The sequence below is a fragment of the Pseudoalteromonas sp. CNAT2-18.1 genome, assembly GCF_022347865.1.
Lineage (GTDB): Bacteria > Pseudomonadota > Gammaproteobacteria > Enterobacterales > Alteromonadaceae > Pseudoalteromonas > Pseudoalteromonas ruthenica.
This window is the reverse complement of record NZ_JAKRFR010000007.1, coordinates 144302-165208: the sequence shown is the minus strand read 5'-3', so window position 1 is coordinate 165208 and position 20907 is coordinate 144302. Positions and strand designations below refer to the sequence as shown.

Sequence of the window (20907 nt, the reverse complement as noted above, 5' to 3'; positions counted from 1 at the left end):
TATTAGCAAAAAATGAACAAATGATTATTGTTTGTACTTACACAACAGATCTATAATGCGAACGATTTTCATTTTTCATACAGGGAATTATTATGAAGTCCTCTCCCGCTCTCGCTCCCTTAGCCAGTGCTATTACTTTGGCGTTATGTGCAGCAAACAGCTTAACCGTTCACGCCGATGTTCAGGATATCGAAAAGATTATTGTCAGTGGTCAAAAAATTGATCGCGGTCTACAAGAAACCTCCACCAGCGTTGCCGTAATAACAGAGCAAACGGTAGAGCGTGAGAATCTCAATACCTTCTATGATGTCCTTGCTCGTACCCCCAACGTATCTGGAACTGACGGTGCAGGCTTTAATATTCGTGGCATTGATGCGTTTAATGTTACCGGCGGCGGTTCTGGCGGTTTAGCCAGTGTGTATATCGATGGCGCGCCTGTGCCGTACAGAATGATGCAACAAGGCGGCTTTTCTACTTGGGACATCAGCCAGGTGGAGGTTCTTCGAGGCCCGCAATCGACCCTGCAAGGCCGTAATGCATTAGCAGGCGCGGTGGTCATGAATACTCGCGATGCAGAGCAAGAATACAGTTTGAAAGCTCGCCTGGGCATGGGCGAATACGGTGCTCAAGAAGCCGCTATTGCTCTTGGAGGTGGCCTGGTTGAGGATGAACTGGCATTTCGTCTCAGTGCTGAAAAACGCGATAGCGATGGTTACAACACCAATGTGGCTACCGGTGAAGAGTCGGACTTTGACGACAATGAATTCTATCGCGCTAAGCTACGCTATACGCCGACAGCCTTACCCCAGTTTGAAGCACAACTGAGCTTTATGCACAGCGAAAACGAAAAAGGCATCGAATGGGTAGCGACACAAAGCGGTAATACGGCTTATCCGATTAACGATATCTTTGCTGATCGTTACGTTTATCTCGACTCACCAACCTTTGAGTTTACCGATACCGACATGTACGCGCTCAATATGCAGTACGACCTTAGTGATTTTTGGCGCCTCACTGCAATCACTACTTACTCTAACTCAAAGTATGGCTATGAATGGGATGGCGATGCGTCGATGGTTGGACCGCAATCAACACTCACCGATCGCCGCGAAGACAAAACCACTTCTCAAGAACTGCGCTTAACCTATGATGGTGAACGCCTCAGTGGGTTGATCGGGCTTTACTATTCCGATGTTGATGTTAATGACATCAGCAGTGGCGAGCGTGGTGTCACCTTTGAGCAGCTGGGTGTACGCACGTTACTGACAGCCCCCCCTGAGTTTGGCGGGCTGGGACTACCCGCTGTGTTAGCCGAACAAGTTCTGCAATTATACCGTGGCGCTGACCCCTTGTTTATTAGCCAGTCAGCCCATTATGTGCAAGGGATCACCACCACCGCCTTGTTCGCTGATTTTACCTATGAGCTAAACAACCACTGGGACGTATTCGTTGGCCTACGCTATGACCGCGAACAACAGGAAAACGGCAACACCACCGATATCAGTATCAGTGCACGCACCGAGCAAGCGCTACCACAACCCAGTGACTATGCGTTTGATCCCATGCTGGCACAACTGATTGGCGGCATTAATCAGCAATTATACGCGATGGCCGCCGACGCCTCAGGCGACGAGCCTGTTGAAGACGCTGACTTTGATGCTTGGCTGCCCAAAGTGGGCGCTACGTATCGCTTCAATGACGACGTATCATCTAGTTTTACAGTGCAACGCGGTTATCGCTCAGGTGGTGTGGGCACTAATATCGCCCAGTCGACGCCCTTTACGTTCGACCCTGAATACACTTGGAACTACGAGTTAGCAATGCGTTCCGTATGGCTTGACGACGCATTAGTACTCAACGCCAACCTCTTTTATTTGGACTGGGAAGACCAGCAAGTTGATGTCTATCTATCCAGTAACCAATATGATCGTGAGGTTCGCAACGTTGGCGCGTCCCATGTCCAAGGTTTTGAAACCGAATTAAGTTACTCGCTCAACCCAAGCACTCGCTTCTATGGCGGTATTGGTTATTCGCAAACAGAGTTTGACGACTTCGTGCAACTCTTTAATGGCATTGAGACCAATTACAGCGGACGCGAATTCGCCGGTGCGCCGCAATGGACTGCGCTAATGGGAGTTGATTATTTCTCTCATCAAGGTTGGGTCGCCAATGTGAATGCCAGCTACACCGGCAGCTCCCAACGCCTATCCACACCCTTAGAGCAGGGGTTAGACCCACGCAATGACGCCCACTGGCTGGTCAATGCCCGTGTCGGCTACCAATGGCAGCATTATGGTGTGTATGCCTTAGTGCAAAATGCGCTTGATGAGCAATATGTTGTGTTAGCCCCAGCGGGACTTGGCAACCAAACCTTAGGCGCTCCGCGCACCTTCAGTGTGCGCTTCGAAGCACAATTTTAGTTAGGCATTCATCGCGCGGCCCAGCGCCGCGCTCAAGGGGCAATAATATGACAAAAAAACGCACCTTCAGTGCCACCAAGCGTCGGCACTTTCTTGCCTGCGTGTTGGCACTGCTCACCTCGGTAGTGATTATTCCGGGCATGACAACCTATTTACCTTTTGCCATGAGCGAGCAAATTCTCATGCCAATTATGCTGTTTCCGCTTATTTGGACAGCGCTATTTATGTACGCATATATGGCGGAAAAGGCATGGCATCCGTTGGCAGTAATGGTACTGCTGATAGTTATTCATGGCGTATTGAGTTTTATCGCCCTAACAGGAGCAACAGGATGAAATCATTAACCATCAAGAAGCTCTTTAATATCCATAGTTGGGTGGGAGTTATTACCGCTGTATTGCTATTTATTGTCGCCTTTAGTGGTGCTATTGCGGTATTGAGTCGCCCTGAGCTGAAAATATGGGCGAACCCCGAAATTCAGCAGGCTCCAAAAATACCAGCGCAAGCAATCACTGAGCTTGTGAACCAATACCATGAGCAAGTACCCGCACCATTCGGTGAAAATATTCATGTGTATCTGCCTAGCGGCCATAACACTCATTTACTGACCTTGTTATTTGAATCGCATCATGGTGATGACAATTACGACCAGGCTGTGGCGCACGTTTTTCAATTTCACCCCAACACTTTGGCGTTGCAATCGACTTACTATGGTCCGAGCCAAACCTTCTATGCTGAACGCAAAACAGATGCTGCCAGCTTTATTGGCCACTTTCATGCCGACTTACATCTCGGCCGACCGATTGGGCTAATACTCACAGGGGTGCTAGGTTTGACGCTGTTGGTGTCGACGCTCACCGGGCTGTTTATCCACCGTCAGTTTTTGCGGCAACTGTTTACCTTTCGCCGCCATAAAGGGACCAGTGTGTGGGTAAGTGACGGGCACAAAATCATGGGGATTTGGGGAAGTCTCTTTCATGGCGTGATTGGTTTTACCGGGGCATTCCTTGGCCTAGCCACGGTTATTTTATTGCCAGCCGCCGCTTTGGTTAACTTTGGCGGCGATCAAGATAAGCTGGTGGAAACATTTACCGCTATTCCTGAGCCAGTCATTAGCCATCAGTATCAACCGACCCAACTGGCCGATATTCTTGCTGATGCCGAGCAGCGCTTCGCCGATGCCCATATTCTTGATGCCACGATTATGGCGCATAACGATGCCAACAGCGAAGTCTATCTACGTTTGCTTGGCGGGGAGTCGGTGGCCTCGCAGTTACTGCATTATCACGGCGATGGCGAGTACATAAAATCAATGAGTAGCTTTGGCGATATCCCCGGCGTGTCCATCAAAGTGTTAGAGCTATTGTTTCCCTTGCACTTTGGTAATTTCGGTGGGATTTTTATCAAGCTCGTGTGGACTGCACTGGGCTTAACCACAGCACTATTGCCACTGTCAGGGATCATGATGTGGTTAAGTAAACGCGCTCGAGGCAACAACCCGAGCTTAAGCCACAAAGCTTATCAGCGCTGGAATCGCTTTATCATTGGCAGCTGTGGCGGCTTAGCACTGGCCTGTATGTTACTATTTCCGGCGCAAGTGCTCATCAATGCCTATGTTCCACCCACCGCGCACAATGCCGTTATCGGCCCGCTGTTTTTCTATTCATGGTTGCTCTGGTTACTGCTGGGCGCATTACCTTGGCATTATCATCGCTATTTCCAAGCGACATTAGCATGCATAGGCAGCTTAGCGTTGTTGGTGCTACCGCTTAACGTTTTACTCTCTGAAAACCACGTGTTTAATGCTGGCAGCTTATTGGTAAGTAGTGTTGATATCGGCTTTTTTGCTATTGGCTTGGGTTGCTACTACGCCCTTAGACGCCTCTATAAAGGCGCTGCAACTCAGTCGCAGCTTGTTAATCAGGAGCAACAAGTATGAAGCTAATAATACTCGTGTGTGTCTCGATGCTACTGTTGGCCGCCACCGGGTTAGTGCGTAAACACCCTAAAACCCCACTCACTGTGCTGAGCTCGGTGCTTGGTTATGGCTTAGCAGCTTGGGGGTTTGTTTATGTCTACGGCGTTATCGGCGGCGCTTTCACTTTCATTGCTAGTGCCTTATTAGCAGGGATAGTTATCGCCTTGAGCTTAGGCAAGCCTGACCAGCAATAACGGCCTCAAGCGCCACCACTGACCTCAATAAAAGTGCCAGTGGTAAAACTTGCTTGTTCACCGAGTAGCCAGGCAATGGCTTGTGCTACTTCGTGAGCATACCCACAACGGCCTAAGGGTAACTGCGGCCCAAGACGATGCACACGCTCTGGTTCCCCGCCGTCGCCATGAATATCAGTGGCAATCACGCCCGGGCGCACACCATTGACGCGGATGCCTCGCGCAGCAACCTCTTTTGCCAAGCCGATAGTGAAGCTATCCATGGCTCCTTTTGATGCTGCGTAATCAAGATACTCAAAGGGCGCACCCGTGCGCGCTGCAGCTGAAGACACATTAACGATAGCGCCGTTATCAGGCATACGTAGCAATGCTGCTTGAGCACATAAGAAGGCACTGGTTACGTTCACGCTCAAAATGCGATTGATGCGCTGAGCATTGAGCCCTGCCAGCGAGGTTTGCGCTGCCAAGATGCCAACATTATTCACCAAATGAGTAAGGCCGCCGCAATGCTCATCAATGGTCGCAAAGAGACGCTCTACCTCTGATTCTTGGCTGACGTCGCCAGCCACGGCGAGCGCTACGCCACCACCTTGTTCAATCTCTGCTACGAGTGCATGCGCGGCGCGATGATTATTCAGGTAGTTAATGACGACTTGATAACCTTGCTCAGCCAACAACCGGGCTGTTGCTGCGCCAATGCCTCGACTTGCGCCGGTGACCAGTACGGTATGTTTATTCATAACTTAACTGCACAAAAAAAGCGGCTAACGCCGCTTCTCTTATTTTTCTTTCATATTCCAAAGAATACCTTGGTCTGAGCCCATAACCGTAGTCGGCATCTGACCATTCCATTGCTGTGCACGCATGTACTCAACTAGGGTAGCATTATTCTTAATGGCTTCAGCTTTCTTCTGCATCGCTTCAGCTTCCGCTAAACCTTTTAGTTTAATTGCTTCCGCTTCGGCCTGCGCCTCGATTTTAATCGAATAGGCTTTACCGTCTGCTTTTGCTTTTGCGGCATCACGTTGAGCCATTGCGGTATTTACTTCACGCTGAGCCTCAAGCTTCTGGCGCTCTAGACGGTGCTTTTCAGCCGCCGCAAGGTTCTTTTCTGTTTGCTTGGTCTCGATAGATTGGATGTATTTTTGCGGCAATACCAAGTCTTCGATTTGCGCCGAGTCTAACTTCACCGGATAAGCTTTCATTTCATCAAGTAACAGCTCCTCAATACGGGCGATAACTTGCGAGCGGTTTTGAATCAGCTCTTCTGCTTTGTAACGCGCCAGCGCATCTTTTGTTGCCGAGCGAAGCTTCGGGTCCAAGATACGATTTTCGAACTGGGTCAACCCGCCATAGCTTTTAAAAAGATCAAAAGCTTCGGTGCGGATCACTGTCCAGTTGATACTCACTTCAGCGGTTAAGGGCATTTGCTCGTGAGTAGCCGCACGCAGCTTTTCTACGTTTTTGCGTGTGCGGATTTCTAACATCTCGACACTATCGACGAAAGGTATTTTGGTGTGTAGCCCCGGATTCACTTGTTCGGTGGCTTCGCCAAAGCGTTTAATGATGCCAACATGGCCTTCATCAACGGTGTACATCGCACTCATTACCAAAAATACGGCTAACACCATGGCAATGACAGAAATGATAAGTCCTTTTTTCTTGCCTACCGAGGCGGTTAAATCAGGTAGGTTATTATCGTTCATCCTCGTTGTTCCTTAATTACTTCACTGTAGGAACAACGAGTATAAATTAACCATTCACATTTGTTAACTAAGCATTCATATTAATGCCCATGATTCTCAATGGTTAAACTACGGTAAAATAGGGTGGTTACTCGCTCTTTGGGTAACCAGTTGGCGTATTCAAGCTCAAGCGCCCCGAGTGGGTCTGCCGCCAATACTGACTCGAGGTCTTGATGCTCATCAATCGCAGCCACCATCAGTGATTTCGCTTTGCTGAGCAACTGATAATATCTCTGCAGCCCTGCTTTATTGCTCATAGGCCCGTGCCCTGGGATCACCTGAGTGGAGTCATCTATTTGTGTCATCACTTGCTCAACCGCAGCTAAGATGCCGTCCACACTGCCTCCGCTATCCACATCAACAAAAGGCAGGCTACCTAAATTAAAGTAGATATCGCCCATATGCACGACATTGGCGGTATCGAAAAAAATCACCGCATCGCCATCGGTATGCGCATGGGCAAAGTGTACCGCTCTAGCATGCTCGCCGTTAAAATGTAATGTTAAGTCTTGGCCAAAGCTTAGCTTGGGTAAGTACTGTGAACCCTCACCATGCTTTTGCTGCAAACGCTTATGAACATTGTGGTGGGCAATCACATGGGCACCAGATTGGGCAAACACTTCGTTGCCGCCGGTATGGTCACCATGGTGATGGGTATTGATCACAAACTCAGGCGCATTCGGGTTGAGATTTTTCAGCGCTGCTTTTATTTTTGGGGCTAACTTGGCAAATTGGTCATCAATGATGTAGGTGCCATCTTTACCTACGTGCGCGGCTATGTTGCCTCCTTGACCGAAAAGAACATGAATGTGTTCGCTCAATTGCTGAGTTTTTATTTCTACTTCTTCAGCTTGAAGTGAGACGCTCATGGTGGTCGCCACCGCTGCCGCTGTAAATAACGAGGGTAATTTCATTGTTTGTCCTGTTGATGGTGTTGTTATTACTGTAGAGAACGCAATTGTCTGCAGTTTAGTTCATATTCGCGCTTTTGGCGGCGTCACTTTGTGGCGGTAACAGTACCCAATGACTTGTTAACAACTATCAATAGCCATATAAATCATATAGTTGCCAGCCTAACAAAATTACCCTTATGCACTATACTCAATAGTCATACGATTTTTCATCGGCAGTAGGTCGTCCATTGCAGAAGCTACCCAGCAATACACACTCAGCTGAAGGTATTTTTGAGCAGGTTGAAGAGCTCAAGTTTAAGATTATTGTACGCGTTGCTATCTTCGCTGCCGTGATTCACGCTGCTCTGATCCCAGGCTTTTATGTCATCGGCGCGACTCCTTTAGCGATTTTGAACATATTTAGTACCTTAAGCTGGCTACTCGGGATTTGGTTAATTAAAAATAACCGACAAAGTTGGGGGTTAAGGGTGGTCAGCGTTGAGGTAGTGGTACATTCAATTGCCGCCTGTGCCTTTATGGGCACGGAAACGGGCTTTCAGTTTTATCTATGGAGTGTCTCATGTATTTTAATGGTTGATTATAAAATGCGAATGGGTAGTGCAGTGGGCTTCAGCCTGACCTTGATCGCTATATTTGCTGCCATATACATTTTGTTCTCCGGTGTTGCCTATCCCTATGCGTATGGTGAGTTTTTACGCTATATCGAGGTCGCTAACATTCTTGTTGCCGGAGTACCGATGATTTATACCCTTGCACTGATCCGCCGTATCACCCTAGAACAACGCTCCACGCTGGCAGATATGGCTGCCAAAGATTTTCTTACCGGATTATATAATCGACGCTTTGCCAAAGAGCTTATGTTGAAGTTACACAATCGCTGCAGCACAGCAGAGCAACCCATGTGTGTCGCTATCGGCGATATCGATTATTTTAAGCAGATTAACGACCAATATGGCCACGAAGTCGGTGACAAAGTGCTGGTAGCACTGTCGCAAACATTACTTGAACACACTCGCGCCAGCGATGTTGTCGCGCGCTGGGGAGGGGAAGAATTTATTATTGCCCTGCCCAATATTGATATTGATACCGCCTCGGCAAGGATAGAATCTATCCGCAGTGCCATCAAAACCATGGACGCACGGCAGGTAAGCCCCGAATTGTCATTGACTATGAGCTTTGGTCTTAGCCAGTGGCAACCACAGCAGAGCGTGGAGGACGTTATCAACGTCGCTGATGACGCTCTGTATCGCAGTAAATCCAACGGTCGTGACCAAACGACCTTAGCGGCGTCAGCGCCAGTGACACTGACACAAGTCACCTAATCAGCAGCCCGAAATTCAATGCGATGCAAAGGCTCACCGGGTAATAAAGACGTCGCTTGATGCTCAGCAAACTGCTGATAACCCGCCCGATAAAACGAAGACAACGGATGTGCCGATTGACCACCAGGAATGGCTAAAATAGCGTGCTCCAAACGCCCCGGTTGCGCAATAAATCGCTGTGAAGCGCCAAATTCTGGGCGCTGCACTGCGGGCATAAAGCTATCACCAAACCCGGGGGTAATTGGCATATCCAGCCATGAGCTCAGCAACGGTATCTGTTTGCTAAACGGATGCTTGAGCGCTAACGCATTCACTTTGCCCCATTGCCATTGCTGCATATCATCGCCAAATTTGTCACGCAAACGCTGAATCGCGAGCTCGAAGCTGCGTATCAGTAAGCTCTGTTTATCGCCCAACTGCCAGCGCTGAGGCTGCGCCAAAAGCTGCCAGGTGGCGGGCTCAAGGTTGCGTTTGATAGGCCCTAGAGACAAAGACTCTTGTGCTAGCGCCGACTCAATATCGGCAAACACGGTGTCCATCACTGCGCTGCGGAAGTAGCGAACTAAGGTATAGCCAATGGAATCAGTGCATGCACAGCCCCGCCAATTGCGAACCGCCTCTAAGTATGGGGACTTAGGTTCGCTCTGCAAAGTCGTCACCAATAGCGCCTGCCATTTGCCTAAAAAGCGCGCTTCGTTATCAAGTTGCAGGTCAAGGAATGCCTGCTCATCAAACTGTTCACGTGCAGTGAGACGGTCGCGAATTTGTTGCTGGCGCGCTCCTAGCGCATAGCCTCCATCACCAAAGCGCTGATGCTGCTGTGCTGACATAACACGCGCATTGGCGGTCCAAATGCGCCCCTGTTTAGGGTTCATCACGCGTGGTCGCTGCGGCTCATTACTAAACCAAGCTTGTTCAAATTGCTGCTCGGTGATGGCGGTATCACTAGGTTGAGTGCGTGCTGCAATAGCGCCCATGGGCTGCCAGCCTAGCTGGCCTTGGGCATCAACAACCACTAGATTTTGCACCGGCATACCGGCTGTATTCGCTAACTGAAAGGCTTCGGTGACCGTTTTGGTGGTGGCGAGTTCAGCTAAATCAAGGTTCAAGGCATAATCGTAATGACCCACCCAACTAAGCGCGTAGCGCTGACCAACGACTTCGCGCACCGGGCCATAATCGCTCATGAGTAAGCGATATTGATGCACACTGCCATCATCAAGGGCGATGCTCTCTTGCACCTCGACTAAATCAGCGTCGTCGCTAAGGCGAATCCAATCAGATGTGTCGACGTAGGCATTGGTGAATCCCCACGCAATGTGGTTATTACTGCCAACGACAATGGCGGGCGCACCCGGTAACGATACGCCTGTTACTTGGGTATCGGCAAAATTCAGCTGCGCACGATACCAAATAATGGGCACCGCTAAGCCTAAATGCATGTCATCGGCGACCATAGGTTGGCCGCTTGTGGTTAACTCCCCCGACACAGCCCAATTGTTGCTCCCCACTTCCAAACTAGGAATGATTTCCCGTATCTGAGCATGCTGCGCTGAAGCCGGCAGCAATGGAATCGTCATCTGTGGTGCCAAGAGTTCGCTGTTATCGAGCGCAGATTGATAGGATGAAGGCTGAGTTAAAAACTGTCGCATTGGCGCACCAAACTGCTGCTCGATACGCTCTAGCACCATGTCACGGGCAAAAGTACCGGCTTGTAAATCGAGGTACATGCTGTAAATCACTAATAAGCTGTCGACTGGCTGCCAAGGCTCAATATCGGCGCCCACTAACAAGTATTCAAAGGTTTTTAAACTCTGCGCCTGCTGGGCATCATTCACGCCTTGGCTATAACGCTGAAGCAATTGCTGTTGTGCCGGTTTAAGCTGAGCATAAATGCGCTTTGAGCGTTGACGCAGTTGATGGAAACGCATTTTCTTATCCAATGGCAAAGCGGCCTCACCAAAAAGCGCACTGAGTTCGCCCGCCGCATTACGCCGCAGTAAATCCATTTGAAAGAAACGGTCTTGCGAATGGGCAAAACCCAGCCCATATGCGGCATCGGTCATTGAGTGAGCATCGACAATGGCTTGCCCTAGCGCATCGCGCTTTATCGTCACCACTTTATCAATACTCTGACTTTGACCGCGACCATCTAGGCTTGGCAAACTGAGATATAAAATGGCATAAAGGAGTGCCGTTACCAGAAGTAGCAAAACAATGACTGCTATCGCTAAGCGCTTAATCCACATCAACATAATCTGTCCATATCGAGTTTATTGTTATTCTGCCCACAGCTAGTGTATGACATTTTTTAAGCTTTGTTCGTGTTAAAGGCAAGTTACCGATATAATAACGGCCATAGTAAGATTTCTTCGCAATCAACTGCGTGTCGCTTTATTGAGAACATTATGACTGAACAGACTTTTATCAAAGGTAAAGACAGAGACTTAGAATCGTCTATCTCTACCATGCAAAACAAACTCGTGGCATTAGATATCAATGTGGAGGAGGCTTTGTGGCTGAACCCAGTGGCTAACTGCTACTCGGTCCACATCCGTGATAAAGACTGTGGGGTGATGTTCACTAATGGTAAAGGGGCTACCGATAAAGCGTGTTTAGCGTCGGCACTAGGCGAGTATTTTGAGCGTTTAAGCTGCAACTACTTCTTCGCCGATTTTTACTTAGGCGAAGAGTTCGCGAACGCCGAATTCACCCACTACCCCAGTGAAAAGTGGTTTGCTGTTGATGGCGAACAAGTGCCAGAGGGTTTGATGAATGAGCAGCTATGGGACTATTTTGACCCTGAGCGCGAACTCACTCCATCTCACCTTTATGACTTTAACTCCGGCAATACCGAGCGCGGTATTTGTGCGCTGCCTTACACCCGTGTGCGCGATGAAGAAATTGCCTACATCCCCGTCAATGTCATCGGCAACATCTTTGTATCTAACGGCATGAGTGCCGGTAACACCAAATATGAAGCTCGCGTGCAAGGCCTTTCAGAAGTGTTTGAGCGCGCCATTAAAAACCAAATTATCGCTGAAGGAATTTGCCTACCCGAAGTGCCTGAAGAAGTGGTTAAGCAATATCCGAAGATTCACCAAGCCTGTGAAGAGCTACGTAGCCATGGTTTTCATTTACGCATTGCCGATGCGTCGTTGGGCGGTAAATACCCGGTTATGAGTGTGACCCTAATCAACCCAGTTGATGGCTCGGTGTTCGCTTCATTCGGTGCTCACCCGTCATTTGAAGTGGCGTTAGAGCGTACCGTTACTGAGCTTCTTCAAGGCCGTCGCCTTGACCAACTTGACGTATTCCAATGCGCCACTTTCGATAACGACGAAGTAGCGTCAGCAGAAAATATCGAATTACATTTTATCGACTCCAGCGGCCTGATCTCCTATGACTTCTTCCGTGACCAAGCCGATTTTGACTTTGTGCACTGGGATTTCAGCGGCAACACCGAACAAGAGTACCAATTCTGTACGGATCTGATCCACGACATGGGCTACGACATCTACATCATGGATTACACGCACTTAAACGTGTACGCCTGTCGTATCTTGGTACCCGGTTTATCCGATATTTACCCTGTGGATGAGCTCATCTGGCGCAACAATAATGAAGGCGCTAAATTCCGCCAAGACTTCCTGTCACTGGATCAATACGACGCCGAACAATGGCTGGAAATCTACGACCGCTTAGAAGAAGCAGGACATAGCGATATTATCCGCGCTGCCGAATTTATCGGTGTGGTGACTGATGCCGACACGCCTTGGCATACACTGCGCATCGGCGAGCTGAAAGCGCATCTATGCCTTGCCGCACAAAGCGAGGAAGCCATTGATTGGGTCGAGTGGATTCTGCATACCGATCAAATTAGCCCAGAGCGAATTCGCTTCTTCCGCTGCTTAAAAGCGGTCTTGGAAATCAAATATGACGAACAACGAGCGTACAGCACTTATCAAAGTTCATTGGCGCTGATGTTTGGTGCTGACAATGTTGAACTCGCGATTGAAATAGCAGAAGCGCGGATACAATTCCACGGGCTTAGCTTCCCAGGCTTAGCACTTGAGGGCTTCAAAAAGCACCACGCACTACTCGATGGCTACCGTAAACTGCACAGAGCAAAAGCGCAGTTTTGGGATCGCCAAGTAAGCGATAGCTAAACTCTTTTGATGATGCGCCCAAAACCTGGGCGCATTGTTCCTATGCCCGAAAAATCAGCACCTTAGCTGATATATTAATTAGACAAGCCTCGCTACTGCACTATAGTTTAAGGTGTTGTTCAACCATCGACTATCTGCAGCCATGCCACCAGCTTCGAAAAGCCGCTTTTATGCCATTGCCTTTTACGGCCTAATAGCCCTAACCTTGGCTGTGGCTGTATTTCTCGATCACCTCAATTATCAAAAAGCTGAGCAACAATATCGCCAAGATGTGCGGGAAGTAGCGCAAAGTTATCGCAGCCAATTACAAGCACTGATGACCGCCAATATTCAACTTGTACGCGGATTAATACCGGCCATCGCTGCCCAGCCCAACCTCAACCAACAACAATTCAGTGTCATTGCACAAAGCTTGTTTACCAGTTCTAAAGAACTGCGCACCATAGGTGCAGCACCTGATATGGTTATTCGAATGACCTACCCTCTCAAGGGTAATGAGGGAGCCATTGGCCTCGATTATATGGCCACCCCCAGTCAACGTGATGCAGCCTTGGCCGCTAAAGAAGGTGGAGAAATAGTCATTGATGCCCCCGTTAATTTAGTGCAGGGCGGTGTTGGTATTGTTGCTCGACTGCCCATTTATCTGCAGCAGCCGAAACAAGAATTTTGGGGGCTAATATCGGTCGTGCTCGACGCCAACAAGGTCTATAGCAATGGCGGACTCGTGCAGTTACAAGAACAATTCAATGTCGCCTTGTATAAGCGTAATCCAGATAAACACATGTTTGGCGATACCGCTATTCGCTACAGCGACCCCATTGAACTATCGATTAGTCTACCTAATGATACTTGGTATTTGGCAGTTCAACCGCAAGGGGGCTGGCAGCCTCCGTGGGAGAGCTTTGGCTATGCGCGCATCGCGATTATTTTAACCGCCTTGTTAGTGGTACTGTTTTTAGCTTGGCTTCGAGCCTTATTCTTAAAACTCATGGTCAATGAGCAGCGTCTTCAAGCGTTATTCGACCTTTTTCCGCTAGGTATCGCGTTATGTGATGCCAAAACGGGCCGCTATATCAATGCTAATAAAGCCTTACTAAACTCGCTCGACACCCACTTACAACAGCTAAAACAACAACACTTCGCCAACACTCTGCGCTTCAACGAGCGCACAGTACCGGCCTTAGATCAATTGCGCCATGGTCAACATATTGTTGCGGGAGAAGCTCTGTGGCAAAACAACGGTACCTTCCCGGTGAATGTGAATGGGGTGCAATTTACCAATGCTCAGGGTGAACCTTTTGTGTGGCTACTCATTGAAGATTTGCGCGAAAAGAAGGCGACACAAGCAGAAATACTTGAAAAGAGTCAGCGCCTAGCATTGATCGTTGAAAATATCGGTGTTGGAACCTGGGATTGGCAAGTACAAAGCGGCGAAGTGACGTTTAACGAGCGTTGGGCGCAAATCATTGGTTATGAGCTCGAAGAACTCACCCCCATTAATATTGATACTTGGCTCAATCACACCCACCCTGATGACTTAAAAGAATCAGGACTACGTTTGGAGCAACACTGGCAGGGACACAGTGAACAGTATGTATGTGAAGCCCGAATGCGTCATAAATTAGGCCATTGGGTGTGGGTTCTGGATACCGGCCGAGTCATTGAATGGTGCGACGATGGTCGACCAAAACGTATGATTGGCACGCACTTAGATATTAGCTCACAAAAGTCGACTGAGGCGGCACTACGCCATGCTAAGCAAGAGATCGAGCGCTTCTTTGAGCTCAGCGCTAACTTTATGGCTATTCTCAACGTACATGGCTTTTTCGAACGCGCCAACTCACGCATATACCGGGGCTTAGGCTTTACAGCCAGTGAAATACTTGCCAAGCCGCTGCTCGACTTTGTCGCCTGTGATGATAAAGAGCGCGTACAACAACAATTTGATAAGTTGGGCCAGCAGGACAATGAAACTCAATTTGATTGCTACTTGCGTACCCACTCACACAAACAGCTGCTGTGCCGTATTAACTTGGCTCTGGATCAAGAGAATAGCAAGATTTATATGGTTGCTAGCGACATCACTGAGCAGCAACGAATCAGTAAGCAGCTGTTGACGCATAAACAAATGCTCGAAGCAATGAGTACCCAGGCACGCATTGGCGCATGGGAGCTAAATAACGATACTAACCGCGCGTTCTGGTCCAAAGTGAACCGCGAGATTCATGGCGTCGATGACAGCTACCTGATCACCGCAGATAATCTTTTTCACTTTTTCACACCCAGTTCCCAATCCCAGCTAAATACGCTTATTACTCGCACTATCAATGACCGTCAGCCGTTTTGTACTGAGCTACAGATAGTCACAGCTCAAGGTGCTAAAAAGTGGGTACGCGTGCGCGGTGAAGCGGAGTTTGACCAGCAACGCTGTATTCGCATCTTTGGCTCTACCCAAGATATAGATGGCGAAAAGCGCGGCCAGCTCGCACAACAGCAATTAGCACAACGTAATAGCGCTTTAGCAGGGCTCACGGTCGATGACGCGATTCTCAATGGTGATTTAGACGCGGCTAAACACATTATCACCCGCATGGTCAGCCGCACCTTAAACACCCATAGGGTCAGTATCTGGTTGTTTGACGATGCCCATCAAGAAATGCATTTACTGTCACTGTACGAGCAAGAGAAAAACAGCCATAGCGAGAGCGGTGTATTAGTCGGTGAGCAATACCCAACTTACTTTAGCGCGATACAAAAGCGAGCGGTATTAAGCATCAGTGATGCCCACAACGATCCGCTGACCAGGGAGTTTTTACAGGACTATCTGCAGCCGCTCAATATTCATGCGCTTCTCGACTGTGCCATCCCAGGGCGCCATGGCATGGTCGGCGTGGTGTGCGCAGAACAGCTTCATGAACCGCGTGTGTGGAGTGAGAATGATGAAAACTTTCTTATTGCTATCGCTAATATCATCGGTGGTGTCTATGCCAACCACGAAAGACAACTAACGGAAATTGCCCTTCGCAACGCGAAAAATAAAGCTGAGCATGCGGCGCTCGTAAAAAGTGAGTTTCTTGCCAGTATGAGTCATGAAATACGTACGCCGATGAATGGCGTATTGGGCATGTTAGAGCTACTGGATCACAGCACATTAAATGACTCGCAGCATCATCACCTGCAACTAGCCCGCTCTTCTGCCAACACCTTATTAAGCATTATCAACGATATATTGGATTTTTCTAAAATTGAAGCGGGCAAGGTAGAAATTGAACACATAAGTTTTGATATTCACCAAGTGTTGTCACAGGTTGTTGAGTCGCTAGCCTTGAAAGCACAGCAACAAAACAACCGTTTATATCTGGATGCGCATCAGCTACCACAGCAAATAGTTGAGGGTGATCCCAACCGCCTGCGACAAGTGCTGGCCAACTTATTATCGAATGCGATTAAATTTACCGAAGACGGTGAGATAACGATTACCGCAACACTCGATGAGCATGGGGTATTTACCTGCAGTGTCCAAGACACCGGTATTGGTATCTCTAAACAAGCTCAAGCGCAATTATTTGATGCCTTTACCCAGGCTGACAGCTCCACCACCCGGCGCTTTGGCGGCACCGGTTTAGGTCTTGCCATTGTCCGTCAGCTATGTCAGCTCATGCATGGCGATGTCAGTGTGAAAAGCACTGTGGATCAAGGCAGTACATTTACGTTCTTCATTCAACTGGAAGCCGATGAGCAATCTACCATCACTCAACACCTGGTGGGTGAGCATGTGGCTATTTTCTGTCATGACCGCCAAGAGAGTACCCTCGCTCGGCAACACTGTGAGTTGATGGGAGCAAAGGTCACCTGCTTTACGGATGGCAATGACTTGCTTGAGCATTTGGCTAACCAAAGCGTCGAGCGCCTCATTATCGATGCCGAACCGCTATTAAAAAATACCCACGAGTTACAGCATCGACTGAAAAGCACGCTTAGCGAACAATGTCAGCTGTTGGTCTTAGCGAATATGGAGCAAACTAATGAAGTCAGCGAGCAACTGGAATTTGAACACTTCCGATTGGCGTTTCATCCATTAACTAGCTTTGATATTTTCAGCGGTTATACGCGCTCAGAAGAGACTGGTGCGCAGCAGCTTTCAGAGACTATTAACTGTTTGCTCGTAGAAGATAATCAGGTCAATCAAATTGTTACCTCATCCTTATTGGACAAACACGGTTGCAACTACGAAATTGCCAATGATGGACAACAAGCGATAACACGCTTGCAACAGTGTCCTTCGGGGTATTTTGATGTGGTGCTGATGGATTGCCAAATGCCCGTTCTCGATGGCTACCAAGCAGCCACTCAAATCCGCCAAGGCAAGGCCGGAGAGCAACATCAAAACATTGCGATTATTGCCCTGACCGCCAACGCAATGGAGGGCGACAAGGAAAAATGTTTGCAATCGGGTATGAACGATTATTTGAGTAAGCCCCTTAAGCCAGACGCGCTCTACGAGAAGCTGACCATCTGGGCACATATGGCACCGCCGTGTGAATAGCGCGAAGCAAAATAGCAACCCCGAGGTCGGCGCTTTAATTTTTTTGTAAATGCTTACATAATAGCTGCTTACCATCTTGCTCAAGCGGGGGAATTATGCGAGCCGAAATCGTTGCCGAAATGAAAGTGCAACCTAGCATTGATGTCCAACAAGAAGTTATTCGTCGGGTGTCATTTTTAAAACACAAGCTTCAACAAGCCCACTGCCGCACCTTGGTGCTTGGCATCAGTGGCGGTGTTGATTCCTCTACTTGCGGCCGTCTTTGCCAGCTTGCCATTGAAGAGCTCAACGCCGATCACGATACTGAACAATATCAGTTCATTGCCGTGCGCTTACCTTATGGTGTGCAAGCCGACGAGGATGAGGCGCAGCTGGCGCTCGACTTTATTCAACCCAGTCAGCGTGTTACCGTGAATATCAAACCCGCTACCGACCATATGCATGAACAGGTGCTAAGCAGCCTCGCTGGCAGTGATTTAAGTTTACCCGCACAAAGTCAAATTGATTTTGTTAAGGGCAATGTCAAAGCGCGCCAGCGCATGATTGCCCAATATGAGCTAGCGGGTCTACATCAAGGTTTAGTCGTTGGCACCGATCATAGCGCGGAGAACATTACCGGGTTTTATACTAAGTTTGGGGATGGTGCGTGCGATCTAGCGCCGCTGTTTGGCTTATCTAAACGCCAAGTGCGTGCGCTTGCTCAACACCTCGGAGCGCCTGACGCCTTAGTTACCAAGGCACCGACCGCCGACTTAGAGTGCGATCGCCCCGGCCTCACAGACGAAGAAGCACTGGGCTTAAGTTATGACCAAATCGACGACTTCCTTGAGGCGAAACCCTTAAGTGCAGAAATAGAGCAACGCATAATCGCCATATATCAGCGCACTCAGCATAAACGCCAACCGATTCCGACCATTTACGATTAGTGCACATAGCCCATGTCAGTACATGGGCTATGACTACAACAAAACTAACCTCAGGCATAAATGATCGACCGCTCTCGCCCATGCGTAAACACTGCAATCCTTTTGTCATTTGTTTATAGTAAGAGCAGTTCACGCTTAAACTGAAGAAGTTATGTCCTTTCCAATTTTAATAACCGGGGCCGGACAACGTATAGGTCTTGCCCTTGCCCAGCATTTTGTAGCTGAGCAGCACGATGTCATTATTACCTACCGTACTCGGCACAATGCAGTAGATGAGTTAGCGGCGCAAGGTGTTACTTGCATTCAAGCAGATTTTAGTGACGATGAAAGCATTGTGCACTTTATCAATGAGTTACGAGTCCATACGCCAAAGTTACGCGCTATTATTCATAACGCATCAAGTTGGGATAGTGAGAGTAAAAACGACGACTACGCAGCCTTGTTCGATAATATGATGCGTATTCATGCCAAGGTACCTTACCTTATCAATCAACACTGCCAAGACATGCTCGAGCACAGCGATGGCTATGGCGACATTATTCATTTAACCGACTTTGTGGTCGAGACAGGCAGTGCCAAACATCTTGCCTACGCAGCCAGCAAAGCGGCATTGGATAATTTAACTAAGTCATTTGCGGCCAAGTACGCACCACATATAAAAGTAAACGCTGTTGCCCCTTCGCTGATTATTTTTAACGAGGGCGACAGTGAACAGTATAAACACAAGACATTACAAAAATCCCTCATGGGCATTGAACCTGGGTGTCGAGAAATTATTAATGCTGTCGAGCTTCTGCTAACCAGCGACTATATAACCGGACGCAGCTTAGCCGTTGATGGCGGCCGTCATCTAAAGTAATTGAGAACATTATGCACGACGAATTAAAACAAAGTTACCAACAATTAATCTCCGCCGTTGGCGAAGACCCACAACGCGAAGGCCTACTAGATACCCCCAAGCGTGCAGCCAAAGCCATGGAGTACCTAACTCAAGGCTACCGTCAGACATTAGCAGAAATCACCAATAATGCGGTGTTTACCTCTGATGCTGATGACATGGTTCTGATCCAAGATATAGAGCTTTACTCAATGTGTGAGCATCACCTGTTACCCTTTGTCGGCAAAGCACATATTGCTTACATTCCCGACGGTAAGGTCTTAGGGCTTTCGAAGTTTGCCCGTATCGTTGACATGTTTGCCCGTCGCTTCCAGATCCAAGAGCAATTGACTCATCAAATCGCTCAAGCAGTTGAAGAAGTCACTGGCGCCAAAGGCGTTGGCGTGATCGTTGAAGCTAAGCACATGTGTATGATGATGCGTGGGGTCGAAAAGCAAAACTCTAAAATGCGTACGTCAGTTATGCTTGGTAATTTCCGCACTGATCCGAAAACGCGCAATGAATTTCTGCAGCTAGTGAAGAATTAGGACACACCATGACCAACGCCATTATCAATGTTACTAATCTCCGGCTAAGAACCTATATTGGGTTCAACCCCGAAGAACGGGAAAAAAAGCAAGATGTTGTGATTAATATCGAGATCCACTATCCGGCAGATAAGGCGTGTACCAGTGATGAGGTGCAAGAGGCACTCAACTATAAGACTGTCACCAAGGAAGTGATCGCACTGGTAGAGCAAGGACAGTTTTTACTTTTAGAAAAGCTAGTCGCGGATATCTTAGCGCTCTGCCACCAGCACCCTAGTGTGCATTACGCTAAAGTACGGGTGGACAAGCCACATGCGTTGCGATTTGCCGACTCTGTATCGTTGACCTTGGATTGGCACGCTTAGCTGTCTAGCTATGATTAAGCACTCGCATTAATTGGCGAGTGCTTCCCCCCCGCCATACAATGACTGTATGCCAAGAGCCATCAATATAACCACCCAATACCGCACGCCTTTACCGATACTGACAATAGCAACAAACAGCCAAAACCGGACCCGAAAGATACCACCTATCACGGTGAGTGGATCGCCAATCACCGGCAGCCATGCGAAAAATAGGCTATACACACCGTAACGATGAAAACGGCGTGTCGCTTTTTCCATCGCTGCGGCTGAGACCGGAAACCACTTTTTGTGCTGAAAGCGTGTAACTTGGGTCCCCAAGGCATAATTGACACAGCTACCAAGAACATTCCCAAGTGTTGCAAACAACCATAACAACACTAGGTGATAGCCCCCTTGCGTCACCATCGCAGTAAGTACCAATTCCGATGAGCTAGGTAGGAGCGTTGCCGACACAAAGGCGGTTAAAAATAAACTAAAATAGGCCAGCAAAACGCTCCTGTATTGCTATTTTTGTATGTCTAATGCTTATAAAAACTTAATACACAGCGGATACTTAAATTCTTTGCCTTCGTAGGCTTTGATGCTAGCAATAATCACCATTACGAACGAGAAAATGGCGACTAAAGGCAGTAGCACAACCCCAATAGCAACAAAAATAAGTAAGAAGCAGACGATGAAAGCAATAAGCATAGTTAGCTGAAAGTTCAATGACGCGCGGCCATGACGGTCAACCACTTCCATCTCATCTTTTTTCACCAACCAGACAATCAACGGGCCAATGATAGATCCAAATGGCACTATAAAACCCGCGAGTGCGGCTAAGTGACACAGCATCGCCATGGTTTTCTCATCATTGCTTTGCTTGTTGTTATTGTTTGCCGGTGGCGGGGTGTCATTCTTCTC

At 48.3% G+C, this 20907-nt stretch carries 17 protein-coding genes; 11 read left to right on the top strand and 6 right to left on the bottom strand.

The genetic code is table 11. The annotated features are described in order from the left end of the window. The first annotated feature begins 92 nt into the window (after positions 1-92). Genes MHM94_RS16380 through MHM94_RS16365 form a run of 4 tightly spaced genes read left to right on the top strand, consistent with a single transcriptional unit; the run spans position 93 to position 4592 of the window. Entirely contained in the window at positions 93-2420 is a 2328-nt protein-coding gene (locus MHM94_RS16380) for a TonB-dependent receptor (protein WP_235419984.1), read from the top strand. A gap of 47 nt (positions 2421-2467) precedes the next feature. Next, on the top strand, positions 2468-2755 hold the full coding sequence (locus tag MHM94_RS16375; protein ID WP_022944995.1) for a hypothetical protein: 288 nt from the start codon (positions 2468-2470) through the stop codon (positions 2753-2755). Continuing rightward, on the top strand, positions 2752-4359 hold the full coding sequence (locus MHM94_RS16370; RefSeq protein ID WP_235419985.1) for a PepSY-associated TM helix domain-containing protein: 1608 nt from the start codon (positions 2752-2754) through the stop codon (positions 4357-4359). Before MHM94_RS16375 ends, MHM94_RS16370 begins: the two co-directional genes overlap by 4 nt. Continuing rightward, on the top strand, positions 4356-4592 hold the full coding sequence (locus MHM94_RS16365; RefSeq protein WP_022944993.1) for a hypothetical protein: 237 nt from the start codon (positions 4356-4358) through the stop codon (positions 4590-4592). The genes MHM94_RS16370 and MHM94_RS16365 overlap by 4 nt, the downstream gene beginning before the upstream one ends. Before the next feature lie 5 nt (positions 4593-4597). Here the strand turns inward: MHM94_RS16365 and MHM94_RS16360 are convergent, their stop codons facing one another. The 3 genes from MHM94_RS16360 to MHM94_RS16350 all read right to left on the bottom strand — a co-directional run bounded on the left by MHM94_RS16360 (position 4598) and on the right by MHM94_RS16350 (position 7251). Beyond that, positions 4598-5332: an SDR family oxidoreductase gene (locus MHM94_RS16360; protein WP_235419986.1), complete on the bottom strand. Its 735-nt coding sequence runs from the start codon at positions 5330-5332 to the stop codon at positions 4598-4600. A gap of 39 nt (positions 5333-5371) precedes the next feature. Continuing rightward, on the bottom strand, positions 5372-6298 hold the full coding sequence (locus tag MHM94_RS16355; protein WP_022944991.1) for a prohibitin family protein: 927 nt from the start codon (positions 6296-6298) through the stop codon (positions 5372-5374). Positions 6299-6378: 80 nt separating this feature from the next. Continuing rightward, on the bottom strand, positions 6379-7251 hold the full coding sequence (locus tag MHM94_RS16350; protein ID WP_022944990.1) for an MBL fold metallo-hydrolase: 873 nt from the start codon (positions 7249-7251) through the stop codon (positions 6379-6381). Positions 7252-7478: 227 nt separating this feature from the next. On the opposite strand from MHM94_RS16350, the gene MHM94_RS16345 reads away from it, so the two are divergent. Further along, positions 7479-8573: a GGDEF domain-containing protein gene (locus MHM94_RS16345; protein WP_235419987.1), complete on the top strand. Its 1095-nt coding sequence runs from the start codon at positions 7479-7481 to the stop codon at positions 8571-8573. On the opposite strand, the gene MHM94_RS16340 is transcribed toward MHM94_RS16345, so the two are convergent. Beyond that, positions 8570-10828, bottom strand: coding sequence for a penicillin acylase family protein (locus MHM94_RS16340; protein ID WP_235419988.1), 2259 nt, complete (start codon positions 10826-10828; stop codon positions 8570-8572). The two genes, MHM94_RS16345 and MHM94_RS16340, sit on opposite strands and share 4 nt — an antisense overlap. A 153-nt stretch (positions 10829-10981) precedes the next feature. Between MHM94_RS16340 and ycaO the strand changes: the two genes are divergently transcribed. The 6 genes from ycaO (at position 10982) to folX (ending at position 20004) form a co-directional block, all read left to right on the top strand. Next, a complete protein-coding gene (ycaO, locus tag MHM94_RS16335) occupies positions 10982-12742 on the top strand; it encodes a 30S ribosomal protein S12 methylthiotransferase accessory factor YcaO (RefSeq protein WP_026111117.1) in 1761 nt (586 codons plus the stop codon). Between the two features lie 142 nt (positions 12743-12884). Next, entirely contained in the window at positions 12885-17288 is a 4404-nt protein-coding gene (locus MHM94_RS16330) for a PAS domain-containing protein (protein ID WP_235419989.1), read from the top strand. Between the two features lie 95 nt (positions 17289-17383). Continuing rightward, positions 17384-18214, top strand: coding sequence for an ammonia-dependent NAD(+) synthetase (gene nadE, locus MHM94_RS16325; RefSeq protein WP_235419990.1), 831 nt, complete (start codon positions 17384-17386; stop codon positions 18212-18214). A gap of 151 nt (positions 18215-18365) precedes the next feature. Further along, a complete protein-coding gene (gene folM / locus MHM94_RS16320; protein WP_022944984.1) occupies positions 18366-19073 on the top strand; it encodes a dihydromonapterin reductase in 708 nt (235 codons plus the stop codon). Positions 19074-19084: 11 nt separating this feature from the next. Next, positions 19085-19639, top strand: coding sequence for a GTP cyclohydrolase I FolE (folE, locus tag MHM94_RS16315; protein ID WP_022944983.1), 555 nt, complete (start codon positions 19085-19087; stop codon positions 19637-19639). 8 nt (positions 19640-19647) lie between these two features. Further along, entirely contained in the window at positions 19648-20004 is a 357-nt protein-coding gene (folX, locus tag MHM94_RS16310) for a dihydroneopterin triphosphate 2'-epimerase (protein WP_022944982.1), read from the top strand. Positions 20005-20031: 27 nt separating this feature from the next. Here the strand turns inward: folX and MHM94_RS16305 are convergent, their stop codons facing one another. After that, positions 20032-20490, bottom strand: coding sequence for a YqaA family protein (locus MHM94_RS16305; RefSeq protein ID WP_026111116.1), 459 nt, complete (start codon positions 20488-20490; stop codon positions 20032-20034). 39 nt (positions 20491-20529) lie between these two features. After that, positions 20530-20844 carry a DUF4870 domain-containing protein gene (locus MHM94_RS16300; RefSeq protein WP_045979475.1) on the bottom strand — a complete coding sequence of 105 codons (315 nt, stop codon included), beginning with the start codon at positions 20842-20844 and terminating at the stop codon, positions 20530-20532. Between the last annotated feature and the right edge of the window lie 63 nt (positions 20845-20907).

Coding starts and splice junctions, on each gene's coding strand:
- MHM94_RS16370 (WP_235419985.1), top strand. CDS start 2,752: ATGAAATCATTAACCATCAAGAAGCTCTTTAATATCCATAGTTGGGTG.
- MHM94_RS16380 (WP_235419984.1), top strand. CDS start 93: ATGAAGTCCTCTCCCGCTCTCGCTCCCTTAGCCAGTGCTATTACTTTG.
- folX (WP_022944982.1), top strand. CDS start 19,648: ATGACCAACGCCATTATCAATGTTACTAATCTCCGGCTAAGAACCTAT.
- folE (WP_022944983.1), top strand. CDS start 19,085: ATGCACGACGAATTAAAACAAAGTTACCAACAATTAATCTCCGCCGTT.
- nadE (WP_235419990.1), top strand. CDS start 17,384: ATGCGAGCCGAAATCGTTGCCGAAATGAAAGTGCAACCTAGCATTGAT.
- MHM94_RS16340 (WP_235419988.1), bottom strand. CDS start 10,828: ATGTTGATGTGGATTAAGCGCTTAGCGATAGCAGTCATTGTTTTGCTA.
- MHM94_RS16350 (WP_022944990.1), bottom strand. CDS start 7,251: ATGAAATTACCCTCGTTATTTACAGCGGCAGCGGTGGCGACCACCATG.
- ycaO (WP_026111117.1), top strand. CDS start 10,982: ATGACTGAACAGACTTTTATCAAAGGTAAAGACAGAGACTTAGAATCG.
- MHM94_RS16365 (WP_022944993.1), top strand. CDS start 4,356: ATGAAGCTAATAATACTCGTGTGTGTCTCGATGCTACTGTTGGCCGCC.
- MHM94_RS16375 (WP_022944995.1), top strand. CDS start 2,468: ATGACAAAAAAACGCACCTTCAGTGCCACCAAGCGTCGGCACTTTCTT.
- folM (WP_022944984.1), top strand. CDS start 18,366: ATGTCCTTTCCAATTTTAATAACCGGGGCCGGACAACGTATAGGTCTT.
- MHM94_RS16300 (WP_045979475.1), bottom strand. CDS start 20,844: ATGGCGATGCTGTGTCACTTAGCCGCACTCGCGGGTTTTATAGTGCCA.
- MHM94_RS16355 (WP_022944991.1), bottom strand. CDS start 6,298: ATGAACGATAATAACCTACCTGATTTAACCGCCTCGGTAGGCAAGAAA.
- MHM94_RS16360 (WP_235419986.1), bottom strand. CDS start 5,332: ATGAATAAACATACCGTACTGGTCACCGGCGCAAGTCGAGGCATTGGC.
- MHM94_RS16330 (WP_235419989.1), top strand. CDS start 12,885: ATGCCACCAGCTTCGAAAAGCCGCTTTTATGCCATTGCCTTTTACGGC.